This is a genomic window from Terrabacter sp. NPDC080008 (assembly GCF_040702505.1).
Lineage (GTDB): Bacteria > Actinomycetota > Actinomycetes > Actinomycetales > Dermatophilaceae > Terrabacter.
The window spans coordinates 1,044,314-1,056,583 of the sequence record NZ_JBFBLC010000001.1 but is presented as its reverse complement, the minus strand read 5'-3'; the positions used below and the strand labels follow the sequence as shown (position 1 = coordinate 1,056,583).

Below are 12,270 nucleotides of genomic sequence, written 5' to 3'. Positions count from 1 at the left end.
CGAGGGCCTCAGTCGTTGAGCAGGCGGTGGGAGTCGCCAGCGGTGACCAACCCAACGCCTAGCTTGGCCGCAACGTCTTGGGCAGGGTCGTTGCTGGTCACGTCCACGACGTTGGCGTACCGCTCGATGCGCTCCACCTCGTGTTCCATCTGGGAGTCACGGATCTCGTCGTGCATCACGAGGAAGTCCCGGACCTTGGCGCTCTTCTCGGCCAACCGGATCCTGAACAGAAGATCGTTCACGGCCTGGGAGACGCGACGCTCACCGCCCCCCAGGTGCACTCGATCCATGAGAGTCACATGGTTTCCGGTGTGGCGGTAACGGAAGTGGACCGTCGTAGGGATGCCGCCCTTGTCGCGCACTCGGACATCCACGTCGCGGTCGATCGTGGCGTCTAGGCGCCTAAACAGGTCGTCGACGGACGCGTCCACCGTCGGGATGTCGGTCATTCGATCATCGTCGACCAGCGCCGCGAATAGTGCGTCCGCCCGCTGTTGCGGGGTGCCAGATACCGTGTCCCCCGCAAAGCCGCCACGGCGTTCGACCACCATTTCGCGTGGGCGCTCGGCCAACCGCTGCAGCCGCTCCTCGAGGCCGTCCTCGGATGCGACGCGGCTGAAATACGAAACCCACTCACGGTACGTGGATAGGGGGGGAAAGGTCCGTGGGAGGCGACGGCCATCGATCCGTCCGCGCTCGTCCTGCGCAAAGAAGCGGGAACCCACCTCCCCGTCTATCGTCACCATCACTCCAACGTTGATGGGTTCATTGCGGAAGAGATCCGGCACGGTCTTGATCAGGTACCAACCGTCGGCCACTACGGTCACCTCCCCCATCCGAGGAGCGGCCAATCGTCGATCCCCGTGAAGATCTCGCGCCCTCTGTCCATGATGTCACCCAGCCACCTCTGCCGGAGCGTCAGGAAGTCGATCAGCTTATCGCGTTCGGCCACCGTGATCAGCCTTGCGTCGAAGCATAGGTAGACGCACCGACGGATGTCCTCCGCTGAGACGGCTCGAACTTTTGAGATCCACCCCCAGAGCCACTGCAACGTCGGCAGATGCTCAGCCAAGATGTGCCTGGGTAGAGGCATCATGAGCCCCTTCTGGAGGCTGTCGACGGCGGTTGTCTGGGGCTTGGGCCCGATCAGAGCGCAGTCGAAGTCGAACGCCGCTAAGCCGAACCGCGGCAAGTAGGCGAGGTTCTCGTCATGTCGGTCTCCATTCAAGGTCCATTGATCGAGCACGATGATGCCCGTTGCCAAGTACGGATCATCCACCGCGACGCGGCTCGCGTCAGCAGGAGGCGGCGTCCGGCCACCTTCCCCGAAGCCCATCGAGATCGACCCTGCTGACGAGCCGTCCGTGATGAGGGCTATCGGAGGCACCGGCGCGCCAATGCGTGCCCCGAGCGTGGATGCGATGAAGTCGTTCACGACGCCGTATGGACGATCGCGGACGACGCGACGCATGTATCCAGCCATGTGTAGATAAGAGACGCCGCCAGCTGGCGTCTCCACCGTGGCGCCGTAGTTAGCGAGACTCAGCGGCTGATAGCCGCCTCGATACCGCGGAGGCCTCCCCTGAGTAGCCATCCCGCTCCAATCGTCAACAGGCCGCAACAGACGTGGCGAGCCTAAGCGTCGGAAAGGCCAAAGCGGTCGAAAAGCGATCGTTCCATCCCCTTACCGCAGCGATCCAAAGCACCGAAGGCCGCGGCGACGCTTGGTGAGAAGTCTCTTTTCTCCGTCAAGGCGCCGGCTCCGCCGGCGCAAGGGCCCAGCTGCGGGCGGCGCTGGCGCGCCGTCCTCGCCCGGGCCCAGACAGAACCGGACCGGGGGCAGGACGAAGCCCGACACCCTGCAGCCAGATCGTCCGGACCCCGGCCAGTGCGTCAAGGGCGCAAAGCGTCGCTTCGCGATCGAGCAAGCTCGACCCTTGACCCACTGGCCGGGGTCCTGGTGCTGGCCGCTATCAGGGTGCCGGGCAGATGTGGCGCGTGGCTCGCGGTGATAGCGCCTCCGATAGCAACGGGACCACACCGAGCCGCCCGTCATGGGGACGGAAGCGGCAAGTCACAACTTGAGTGACGACGCATCGGGACTCACCCGAGGACACGCCGACACCTGAAAATCGGAAGGTCGGCGGTTCGACCCCGCCCCTGGCCACAACCCCGGAACCGCAGGTCACCTCGTCGTGGCCTGCGGTTCCGTCGTTCCCGGTCATGGCGTGGTCGGGGATGGTCAGCCGCGGCGCACCGGCGCCGGCACCAGAAACACCGGGACAGGCGCCGCCCGGAGGATCTTCGAGGCTCGGGAGCCGAGGAAGAGACGCCTGGCAGGGGCTGACGAGGACGGACCGACCACCAGCAAGTCACCCTTGCTCCAGTGGACGTCTGCGATCGCCTTGCCCCAGGAGACGCCTTCACCCACGACGAGTGTCCGGGCCAGCTGCTCACCCAGGGCGGCATCCTGCCGTCCGACCGTCGTGTGGAGGGCCTCCCGCATCCGAGCCACCCAGGTGTCGATGACCAGCTCGTCCGCCGACTCCTCGACGCCGCCGTAGATCTGCTTCGGCGGTCGGACGGCGAACGTCACGGCACGCATCTCGGCGCCGAGCTTCTCGGCGAGGCCCGCAGCCACGACGGCCACGTGGTCACCGTCCCTCGATCCCCCGTAGCCGACATTGACCCGACGGATGCGCGAGCCGGGCGCCGGGCGGTAGCCGCGAGGGGCCAGGAGCACCGGCACGGGGGCCGAGTGCACGAGCCGGTCGGTGACGCTACCGAGCGAGATCCGCCCGAGGGGACCCTTGGTTGACGACCCGAGCACGACGGCCGAGGCGTGGACGTCGGCAGCCAGAGCGAGCAGCCCACTCGGGATCGAGGAGGCCCGACGCACCTCGTAGGTGGCCGTGACGTCACCCGGCAGGCCCGCCCGTGCCTTCTCCAGGACCGACTCGCCCCAGGCCGTCAAGGGACCGAGGTAGTCGCCGTCGATGAGCTCGGGGGCCCCCGCCGCGTGTGGCGTCGTCACCACGACGGTGACGACGAGCGGCTCACCCGTCGACCGTGACAGGACGCCGGCCAGCTCCAGGGCTGAGGCGCCGCTGTCCTGCGCGGTGTACGCGACGACGATCGTCATGCATCAGACCCTGGTCGCCAGCGAGGTGGCCTCGACGTGGGTGACGGGCAGGCCGAGCTCAGCCGCCCGGTCGACGACCTCGAAGCGCTGCCACACCGACTCGGAGGCGGGCAGGGTCACGACGACGATCTGGTCGGGCTGGAACTGCTGGACCGCCGTTCGGAGAGCGCGCAGCGGGCGGTAGTCGCCGAGGTCGCCGGTGGCGTCGAGCCGGTGTGCGGCGAGCGCATCGAGTGTCCTGCGCAGCCGGCCCTCGGCGGCCTCCATCGTCGCGTCCCGGACCGACACCGCGCCGTGCGTGGAGGCGGTCCCCGTCTCGACCGCGCTGGCCGGGACGCACACGTAGTACGTCGCCTCTCCCAGGGCGTCGATGCGCTGCAGCTCGGTCATCAGCTCGTCGGCCTCGAGGGTCTGGTTCGCCAGGACCAGCACGCGTCGGGAGCGGCCGGTGGGCTCGGTCGCGGCCCGTTCGGGGAGCCGACCGATGCGCGCCCGGTTGACGAAGAACAGGATGAGGACCACGCCGAACGACACGAGGCTCAGGACGAGCTGGATCCGCACGTCCGCGGTCAGTCCCATCTGCACCAGCACCAGCACGATCCCCAGCGCCGTGATCACCGACAGCGCGGGGAACCACCACATCCTCACCTTGAGCGTGGCCGGGTCTGCCCGGTAGCGAAGGATGATCTGCGAGACGGCGATGAGCAGGTAGACGAAGAGGATGACGGCGCCGGAGGAGTTGAGCAGGAAGGAGAAGACGGTGTCGGGCGAGACGGCCGCCATGATCACGGCGAGGAAGCCGACGACCGACGACGCCAGGATCGCGACCACCGGGACGCCTCGCGAGTTGACCGACACCATCGAGGCGGGGGCCTCACGGCGCGCGGCGAGGACGAAGAGCATCCGCGAGGCGGTGTAGAGGCCGGAGTTGAGGCACGAGAGCACGGCGGTCAGCACGACCGCGTTCATCACGTGGTCGGCATACGGGATGCCCATCTTCTGGAACGCCGCGACGTAGGGCGAGGCCTCGAGGGTCGAGGAGTTCCAGGGCAGGATGACCGCCAGCAGGAAGATCGAGCCCACGAAGAAGATCGCGATGCGGGTGATCACCGAGTTGGCGGCCTTGGAGACGGCACGCTCCGGGTTGTCCGACTCGGCGGCCGCGATGGTGGCGATCTCGGCGCCCACCATGGAGAAGATCACCGTCACGACTCCGGCGGTGACCGCCAGGCCCCCGTTGGGGAAGAAGCCGCCGTGGGCGGTCAGGTTGCTGAAGTCCAGGTTCGCATTCGGCCAGATGCCGAGGACGAAGAGCGAACCGCACACGAGGAAGACGATGATCGCGCCGACCTTGATGCCGGCGAACCAGAACTCGAACTCGCCGAACGAGGAGACCGAGATGAGGTTGGTGCCCGTCATGAGGAGCATGAGCAGCAGGCTCAGCACCCAGGTGGGCACCCCGGGGAGCCAGAAGTTGACCACCTTGGCGCCGGCCACGGCCTCGAACCCCACGACGATGACCCAGAAGTACCAGTAGAGCCAGCCGACGGAGAAGCCCGCCCAGTTGCCGAGGGCCTTGCGGGAGTAGTCCGCGAACGATCCTGTCGACGGGTTGGCCACCGCCATCTCGGCCAGCATCCGCATCACCAGGATGATGAGGACCCCGCAGATGGCATACGTGAGGAACGCAGCCGGGCCGGTCGCCTTGATCACCGTCCCGGAGCCGACGAACAGCCCGGCTCCGATGACGCCACCCATGGCGATCATCGTCAGCTGGCGCTGGTTGAGCGCCCTCTTCAGCTCGGGACCGGCGCCGGACACGTCATCCCTCCCGCTCATCGGCGGAAGACGGGCAAAGGCGGAGGTGACGAGACATGGGGGCATCTCTCTCTATCGGCCCGGGGCGGGGGGAACCGCCACGACGATCTGCCCAAAATAACCACGGTGGCATGGTCTGTCTACGACGGGTGGACGGCGTGACTGCCAGCGCCCCTTCAGCCCTGTCGCGCCCCGGCGGAGCCCTGGCGCCGCGCACGCTCCCTCCTCCGGGTCAGGAGCTGCTCGATGCGAGCGCGGTTGTACCTCTGCACGAGCAGGCACGGCACGTTGGCGGCGACAGCGTAGAGCGCCATCGCCGAGAACAGCGCCGGCGGGTTCCAGAGGGCGAAGAGGGGCAGCGCCGCCGGGATGGCCCAGTGCACCAGCTCCGCCCGCCGGGTCTCCACCGCGAAGCGTTCCAGGCCGTCCACGCCCCACCCGGGCAGGTGACGCTTGGACGAGCTACCGAGCACCGGTCCGAAGTCGGGCAGCCGGTCCTTCCATCGGCGGATGCCGACGGCCTCCCAGGTGCGACCGTCATGCTCCCACTGGCGGATCCTGGTCACGCCCGCGTCTCGTGCCAGCGCACCCGACGGAAGCTGCCGGGCGGCATACCCGACGGCCGTGCTCCACCCGGCCCAGACGGCGGTGTCGATGAGCACCACCGCCCAGGGGCTCCGGCTCCTCACACGCCGACCTCCACCCGCCGTCCCCGCCAGGGCACGCTCCGGCGGTGGACCACGAGGACGAGCGACCAGCAGAACAGCACGACGAACGCGCCGAGGGCCAGAGGGTGGAGCGCAGCAGCCACCGGGCGGAAGCGCCCGACGCACCGGGCGACGGCGCCGAACTGGACCGCGAACCCGGCGTAGCAGAGCAGCGAGAGCAGCCTCGGGTCCACGGCCAGGACGAGACCGGCGTGGAGGGCGGCGACCACCCAGACGACCGTCGCCGCGAGACGCGGCAGCGGCGTGGCGCCGGCACCCCGGGCCAGGTTGCGGCCCCAGCCGTGGAGGAGGGAGCGCGGGCCCTCGGGATACATCCGGTAGGAGATCTGCTCACCCGCAAGCAGGGCCCGCACCGGCACCCCGGCGCGGTCGGCAGCCCGTGCCAGGGCGAGGTCCTCGACGAGGTCGCCCCGCACCGACGCGTGCCCGCCGAAGCGCTCGTAGGCGTCGCGCCGCACCGCGATGGCGGGGCCGAAGGCGATGGGCTTGCGCCACCAGCGCCACCGCGGCGAGGCCCCGAGGCCACCCGCCAGGACGGTGACGACGGCCGGCCCCATGGAGAGGTACTCGTAGGGCCGCTCCACGCGGTGACGGGGATGCGCCGAGACGAGCTCTCCGCCCCTGGCTGCCGCAGCCAGCGCCGCAACCGCCCCGGGAGCGGGTGCGGTGTCGGCGTCGAGGAAGACGAGCACGTCGCCGGTGGAGTCGTCGGCGCCGCGCTGGCAGGCCGCGGCCTTGCCGGTCCAGCCCGGTGGCGGCGACGACGGGATGACCCGCACGCCCGCTGCGCGGGCCAGGGAGGCCGTGCCGTCGGTTGACTCGTCGTCCACGACGACCACCTCGCCAGGTGCCGGGTCGAGCTCGGCCAGACAGCGCAGCAGCTCGGGCAGCCGCCCGACCTCGTTCCGGGCCGGGATGACGACGGACACCCTCGGGGCCGGGAGCCGGGCCGGCACCGCGGAGTCTGCCGTGGGCAGCACCGGACGACTGCCGGCGAGCCCCCAACCGAGCGCCCAACCGAGCAGCCAACCGAGCAGCCAGCCGACGATGAGCAGGGCCAGCGATGCGGTGCCCACCCTCGCACCGTAACGGGGTGCCCCTCCGGAGCGCCTGGAATCGCCAGCGCTGCAGGGACCTTGGGCCCTGTCCCCGGGACCGCGGCGGTCCCTACCGTCGAAGGACAGGCAGGCGCAGACCGTGAAGGAGGGGAACATGTCCCCGCACTGCGACGCGTTGGACGGCCCCGTCGTCCGGGCGGCACGCCACGCGCTGGAGGTCGGCGACGTCACCCCGGCACTCGCGTACGTCCCGGCGAGCGCCGAGGAGGAGGTCCGCGCGACGTTCGCGTCGGTCGTGCCCGTGCGCGCGCTCGGCCACGGCGCCCGGCTCGTGGCGGAGCGCCTCTTCCTCGAGACCGTGGTCCGGCTGCACCGGGAGGCCGAGGGCGCCCCCTTCACCGGCTTGAAGCCGGCCGAGCTCGACGTCGGCCCCGTGGTCCCGCTGGCGGAGGAGGCCGTCGAGACGGGCTCGGTCGAGGACCTGACGACGTTCCTCGGCGCGGTGCTGACCGACGAGCTGCACCGTCGCCTCGCCGTCGTCAACGAGCTGGGCGGTGCCCGCAACGGGTCGGTGGAGCGCGAGCGCGCGTGGGTGCAGGCGGTGCTCGGTTTCCAGGACTACAGCCAGAGCCTCTTCGAGACGCTGGAGTCGCCCGGTCCTGCACCCGGGACGCACCGGAAGGAAGCCACGGACGAAGCCACGGACGAAGCCACGGAGGCGCCGGGCCGCGAGCACGACCCCGTGCCCTGACCGCCGCGCCGACCCCCCGGTCCGCGGAGTCGAGAGACCCGCGGGCCGGGACGCGTCACGAGCCCCGTGCGAGTCGCCGCCGCGTGCAGGTGCCGATCAGCGAGCGGTGCTGGTCAGTGCTCCCGACCCGCTCCGGTCAGCAGCGGTGGAGGCGTGCCGTCCATGACGGGGCTCGCCCCCTCGTACGCGTAAGCGAGCTGAAGGACGCCGTGGTCGTCGTGGCGCCGGCCGACGAGCTGGATGCCGGTCGGCAGCCCCCGCTGGTCGAAGCCCGCCGGCAGCGCCGCGACGGGGTGGGTCGACATCGTCCACGGCACGACGGTCTCCATCCAGCGGTGGTAGGTGTCCATCGGCCGGCCGTCGATCTCCTCGGGCCAGTGCACCGCCTTGTCGAACGGGAAGACCTGCGCACTGGGAGCCACGACGAAGTCGTAGCGCTCGAGCAGGTCGGCCAAGGCGGCATACCAGCCGTCCCGGGCGGCCGCGGCTCGCGTCAGGTCGCGGGCGCTGAGGCGCAGGCCGTACTCGACCTCCCACACGAACTCGGGCTTCATCAGCGCCCGCGTCGCCGGGTCGTCGTAGAGGTCGGCGTAGCGCAGGTTGCCCCATGCGCGCCAGGCCAGGTAGGAGCGCCAGATCTCCTCCGGGTCGTATGCCGGCATGGTGGCTTCGACGACGCAGCCGAGCCTCTCGAACGTGGCCAGGGCCGACTCGCCGAGAGCGAGGATGCCGGGCTCCGTGGCGAGGTGACCGTCCCAGTCACCGACCCAGGCGATCCGCGTCCCGGCGACGTCACGCTCGAGCGTGGCCGCGAGACCGGCCGGGTCGTCGTCGAGGGACAGGGGCGCCCGCGGGTCGGGTCCGGCCATGGTGGACAGCAGCCGGGCGACGTCGCGCACCGTGCGGCCCATCGGTCCGTTGACGCTGCCGTAGGGCACGAAGCCGGGCTCGGGCACCCTCCCCCACGAGGGCCGCAGCCCGACGACGTGGTTGAAGGCAGGGGGGTTGCGCAGCGAGCCCATGTTGTCCGAGCCGTCGGCGACCGGCACCATCCGCGCCGCGAGGGCCGCCGCACCACCCCCGCTGCTGCCCCCGGCGGTGCGCGTCGTGTCGTAGGGGTTGGCCGTCGTGCCCCACACCTCGTTGTAGCTCTGGGAGCCGAGGCCGAACTCGGGCGTGTTCGTCTTGCCGATGATGATCGCGCCGGCGGCCCGGATGCGGGCGACGTGGACGTCGTCGGTCTCGGCCACCCGGTCGGCATAGACCCGGGAGCCATTGGTGTGCGGCAGCCCTCGGGCCGCGGCGAGGTCCTTCACCGCGTGCGGCAGGCCGTGCATCCAGCCCCGGCTGCGACCGGCGGCCAGCTCCTCGTCGCGCTCGCGGGCCTCGGCCACCAGCTCGTCACGGTCACGGAGCGCCACGATCGCGTTGAGCTGTGGGTTGTAGCGCTCGATCTGCGCGAGGTGGGCCGTCATCACCTCGACGCAGCTCACCTCCCGCCGGTGGACCAGCTCGGACAGCTCGACCGCCGAGTGCGCGACCAGGGCGGCCTGCTCGGGCGTCGGGTCCACGGGCGTCGGGTCGTCGGTACGGGGACTGCTGGCGGGTCCGCCCACGGCTGCGCTCATGGGTCTCAGGGTAGGAGCGGCATGAGCAGGCTGCCGACCCCCAGGACGACGAACCCGACGACGAAGGCGACCACGGTGAAGCCCATGACCCGCCGGATGTTGAGCTTGGCGATCGCGAGCACCGGCAGCAGCCAGAACGGCTGGATCATGTTGGCGACCGCCTCGCCGTTGGCCACGGACATCGAGATCTTGCCGAGGTAGGCCGGCGACGTCTGGCCGAGCTGCACCGCCGCGTCGACGGCGACCGGGCCCTGGACGCCCCAGTGACCGCCGCCGGAGGGGACGAACAGCGAGATGACGACCGACGCGACGTAGTTGAGGAACGGCAGCGTGTAGTACGTCGCGTGCGACACGATCGCCGTGGCGATGACGGTCTGGAGCGGGTGGACGCCGGACTGGGGCGTGTAGCCGAGGAGGCCGATGATGCCGCCGTAGAGCGGGTACTGCAGCAGCAGCGGGCCGGAGGTCTTGGCGGCCTCGGTGAAGGCTCGGATGAAGCGCATCGGCGTCCAGTGGAAGAGCGCGCCGAGGATGAAGAAGAGCATCACCATCGAGCCGATGTTGAGCGCGAAGCCACTGCGCACGAAGTACGCGACGCCGGCGACGAAGACGAGCACGTTGAGGACCCAGAGGTTCTCGAGCCGCTCAGCCAGGGTCCGCGGGCCGGAAGGTCGCGCCTCGCGGTCGTCCGCGGCCCGGTCCATGGCCAGCAGGGCCTCGAGGTCGACGTCCGCCTGCTCCTGCGTCGCCGCCGCCTCACCGGGACGTGGCGACATCCGGTGGACGAGCAGGCCGATGACCACGGCCAGCACGAGCATCGGCAGGAAGCTGTAGGGCCGGAAGATCGTGTCGCTGAGCGGCACCAGCTGGTGGGTCTGGGTCCAGATGATGTTGAGCTTGCTCGTCTTGTCGGTGTTGGCCAGCGCGATGGAGCTGGACAGGCCGGAGGTCCACACCATGTAGCCCATGTAGCCGGCGGCGACGAGGTAGGCGAAGTTGACGGTGCGCAGGCGCGCGAAGACCTGACGCGCCAGCAGCGCGCCCACGACGAGGCCCAGGCCCCAGTTGACGATGCACGCGAGCGCCGCGACGCCGAAGCAGAGCAGGCCGCCCTGGGCCTGGTTGCGCGGCTTGCTCGCGAGCCACTGCAGTCCTCGCTTGACCAGCGGCGCCTCGGCCAGGGTGTAGCCACCGACGAGGATGAGGATCATCTGCATCGCGAAGGTGAAGATGTTGCCCTCACCCCAGACGCCCTTGTACCAGCCGTCCACGACGCCGCCGAGGCTGGCGCCCGGCACGAGCACGAAGGTGAGCACCACGACGACGATGGTCAGGATGACCGCGAACAGGTAGGGGTCCGGCATCCACTTCTCGACGTATCGGACCGACAGGTCGGTGAAGCGGTGCAACGGTCCGGGACGACCGGCACGGGCCTTGCGGTCCTCGTCGAGGACGAGGTCTGGCGTGTGCGACATGGGCACTTCTCTCGGGACGTGTCGTGGTCGCGTTCGGCGCCGCGGCCGGGTGGGTCAGGAGGCCGGTGCGGCCCTGCTACCACCTGACGTCGGTGTCGAGATTGGCCAGGCCACAGGGCCACCGAGCCATTCGGCAGTGTGAATTGCCCCGAATGTCCTGTCAAGAGAGGTCGGTCCACAGGGACCGCCCAGCCGCGCTGCCGCGTACGGTCGGACCATGAGGAGCGAAGTGAGCGAGCCCGTCCGGTACGACGTCGACGCCATCCGCCACGGGCTCGAGACCGACGGCATCATCGCGTGCAAGGGGGCCTTCTCCCCGGAGTGGGTCCGGCAGCTGCGCGAGGACATCGACGTCGCCTTCGACGAGGCCCGCTCGCGTGAGGGCGGGGCGGTCGGCCGGGGCCCCAACCGGTGGTACGTCGAGATCCACCCCGAGGCTCTGCGCGGGTTCGTCGACCTCGTCGACCACCCGTGGGTCCGTACCGTCTGCGAGACGGTGCTCGGGCCCGACTACACGATCGTGGAGGTCGGCTTCGACACCCCCTTCCCCGGGGCGAAAGTCCAGCCGTGGCACCGCGACTTCCCGAGCCCGCCGGAGACGACCGACGACCACCGGCTCACGTCGCTCGCCTTCAACCTGACGACCGTCGACACGACCGACGAGATGGGGCCCTTCGAGATCGCGCCGGGCACCCAGTGGGACCGCGGTGACGACTTCGACCACGAGATGTTCCCGCCCGCGTCGATGTACCCCCGCTACGAGGCCCGCGCCGAGCGCAAGTACCCCATGGTCGGTGACATCTCTGCTCGCTCCGCGCTGACGATCCACCGGGGCACGCCCAACGTGTCGTCGGTCGCGCGCCCGGTGCTCGTGCTCGGGGTCGACGCCCCCGGCGCCGGCAACGACGCCCAACACGACCTGGCGGTGACGCAGGGCTACTGGGAGCAGCTGCCACAGCGCGTGCGCGACCACCTCGCGTGCCCGGTCGTCGACGAGCTGTCGCCCATCACGCAGAAGCACGACATCGAGGGCCTCGTCATGGGCTGAGGACGTCCTCGTCCTCCACGATGCCCAGCCGCCGCAGCAGGAAGAGCACGGCCGCCGCGAAGTCGTTCTCCGAGGTCTCCTTCCCGACGCGTGCCCAGTCGACCTGCTCACGCAGCGCCCGCAACGTCGGTAGCACCGCCGACAGGTCGCAGTAGTGCTCGTCGAGGGACGCGAGCTTGTGCACGACGAGGTCGGTCGCGTCCTGCACCGGCATCTCGACCGACAGCACCTCCATCGGCGTCGCACGGAGCACCTCGTCGCGGCGCACCGGGCCACCGACCGGACGGTGGATGACGTCGACCATCGCGCCCTGCGTATAGACCTTGAAGAGCCAGTCCTCGGGCGGCTGGACGACATCGAGGTCCTGGTCCGCCAGGCGCGCGGCCACCTCGACCGCGTCCTCCTCGGCGACGAGGAAGTCGACGTCGTGGTCGGGCTCCGGCCCGCCTCGGGCCCACGCGGCATACCCACCCAGGAGCGCGAAGGGCAGGCCGGTCTGCTTCAGCGCGACGGCGACCGTCTTCAGCGCCTCCCTCAGGTCCGTCGAGTTCTCGGCTTCCATGCCCTCCGCCTACCCCACCGAGGGCGTATGCCGCGTGCGACCACGACCGGCCGGGTGGCC

The 12,270-nt window shown here is 70.2% G+C and carries 11 protein-coding genes; 2 read left to right on the top strand and 9 right to left on the bottom strand.

What is annotated here, in order from left to right:
- Nucleotides 1-8: 8 nt before the first annotated feature.
- The 6 genes from AB0316_RS04915 to AB0316_RS04890 form a co-directional block, all read right to left on the bottom strand.
- Nucleotides 9-827, bottom strand: a complete 819-nt coding sequence (locus AB0316_RS04915) for a hypothetical protein (RefSeq protein WP_366270945.1) — start codon at nt 825-827, stop codon at nt 9-11.
- Nucleotides 824-1,483: a hypothetical protein gene (locus AB0316_RS04910; protein WP_366270943.1), complete on the bottom strand. Its 660-nt coding sequence runs from the start codon at nt 1,481-1,483 to the stop codon at nt 824-826. The genes AB0316_RS04915 and AB0316_RS04910 overlap by 4 nt, the downstream gene beginning before the upstream one ends.
- A gap of 759 nt (nt 1,484-2,242) precedes the next feature.
- A complete protein-coding gene (locus AB0316_RS04905) occupies nt 2,243-3,142 on the bottom strand; it encodes a universal stress protein (RefSeq protein WP_366270941.1) in 900 nt (299 codons plus the stop codon).
- Nucleotides 3,143-3,145: 3 nt separating this feature from the next.
- Complete coding sequence (locus tag AB0316_RS04900; RefSeq protein WP_366270938.1) at nt 3,146-4,981, bottom strand: amino acid permease; 1,836 nt, start codon at nt 4,979-4,981, stop codon at nt 3,146-3,148.
- 155 nt (nt 4,982-5,136) lie between these two features.
- Nucleotides 5,137-5,649, bottom strand: a complete 513-nt coding sequence (locus tag AB0316_RS04895; RefSeq protein WP_366270935.1) for a hypothetical protein — start codon at nt 5,647-5,649, stop codon at nt 5,137-5,139.
- Nucleotides 5,646-6,764, bottom strand: coding sequence for a glycosyltransferase (locus AB0316_RS04890; RefSeq protein WP_366270933.1), 1,119 nt, complete (start codon nt 6,762-6,764; stop codon nt 5,646-5,648). The genes AB0316_RS04895 and AB0316_RS04890 overlap by 4 nt, the downstream gene beginning before the upstream one ends.
- 136 nt (nt 6,765-6,900) lie before the next feature.
- Here AB0316_RS04890 and AB0316_RS04885 point away from each other — a divergent pair, with 136 nt between their 5' ends.
- Nucleotides 6,901-7,497, top strand: coding sequence for a DUF6448 family protein (locus tag AB0316_RS04885; protein WP_366270931.1), 597 nt, complete (start codon nt 6,901-6,903; stop codon nt 7,495-7,497).
- A gap of 113 nt (nt 7,498-7,610) precedes the next feature.
- Here AB0316_RS04885 and AB0316_RS04880 read toward each other — a convergent pair whose 3' ends face one another.
- Together AB0316_RS04880 and AB0316_RS04875 are read right to left on the bottom strand one after the other, a co-directional pair.
- The gene (locus AB0316_RS04880) at nt 7,611-9,125 is read right to left on the bottom strand and encodes an amidase (protein WP_366270930.1); all 1,515 of its coding nucleotides are present in this window, start codon (nt 9,123-9,125) and stop codon (nt 7,611-7,613) included.
- A 5-nt stretch (nt 9,126-9,130) separates the two neighbouring features.
- A complete protein-coding gene (locus AB0316_RS04875) occupies nt 9,131-10,600 on the bottom strand; it encodes a TIGR00366 family protein (protein WP_366270928.1) in 1,470 nt (489 codons plus the stop codon).
- 217 nt (nt 10,601-10,817) lie between these two features.
- Between AB0316_RS04875 and AB0316_RS04870 the strand changes: the two genes are divergently transcribed.
- Nucleotides 10,818-11,648: a phytanoyl-CoA dioxygenase family protein gene (locus tag AB0316_RS04870; RefSeq protein ID WP_366270926.1), complete on the top strand. Its 831-nt coding sequence runs from the start codon at nt 10,818-10,820 to the stop codon at nt 11,646-11,648.
- Here AB0316_RS04870 and AB0316_RS04865 read toward each other — a convergent pair.
- Nucleotides 11,638-12,210 carry a nucleotidyltransferase family protein gene (locus AB0316_RS04865; protein WP_366270925.1) on the bottom strand — a complete coding sequence of 191 codons (573 nt, stop codon included), beginning with the start codon at nt 12,208-12,210 and terminating at the stop codon, nt 11,638-11,640. The genes AB0316_RS04870 and AB0316_RS04865 overlap by 11 nt on opposite strands.
- Nucleotides 12,211-12,270 lie beyond the last annotated feature (60 nt).

Bases quoted from the DNA above. Each gene is read 5' to 3' on its own strand.
- AB0316_RS04910 (WP_366270943.1), bottom strand. From the start codon at position 1,483: ATGGCTGGATACATGCGTCGCGTCGTCCGCGATCGTCCATACGGCGTC.
- AB0316_RS04905 (WP_366270941.1), bottom strand. From the start codon at position 3,142: ATGACGATCGTCGTCGCGTACACCGCGCAGGACAGCGGCGCCTCAGCC.
- AB0316_RS04900 (WP_366270938.1), bottom strand. From the start codon at position 4,981: ATGAGCGGGAGGGATGACGTGTCCGGCGCCGGTCCCGAGCTGAAGAGG.
- AB0316_RS04885 (WP_366270931.1), top strand. From the start codon at position 6,901: ATGTCCCCGCACTGCGACGCGTTGGACGGCCCCGTCGTCCGGGCGGCA.
- AB0316_RS04880 (WP_366270930.1), bottom strand. From the start codon at position 9,125: ATGAGCGCAGCCGTGGGCGGACCCGCCAGCAGTCCCCGTACCGACGAC.
- AB0316_RS04875 (WP_366270928.1), bottom strand. From the start codon at position 10,600: ATGTCGCACACGCCAGACCTCGTCCTCGACGAGGACCGCAAGGCCCGT.
- AB0316_RS04870 (WP_366270926.1), top strand. From the start codon at position 10,818: ATGAGGAGCGAAGTGAGCGAGCCCGTCCGGTACGACGTCGACGCCATC.
- AB0316_RS04865 (WP_366270925.1), bottom strand. From the start codon at position 12,210: ATGGAAGCCGAGAACTCGACGGACCTGAGGGAGGCGCTGAAGACGGTC.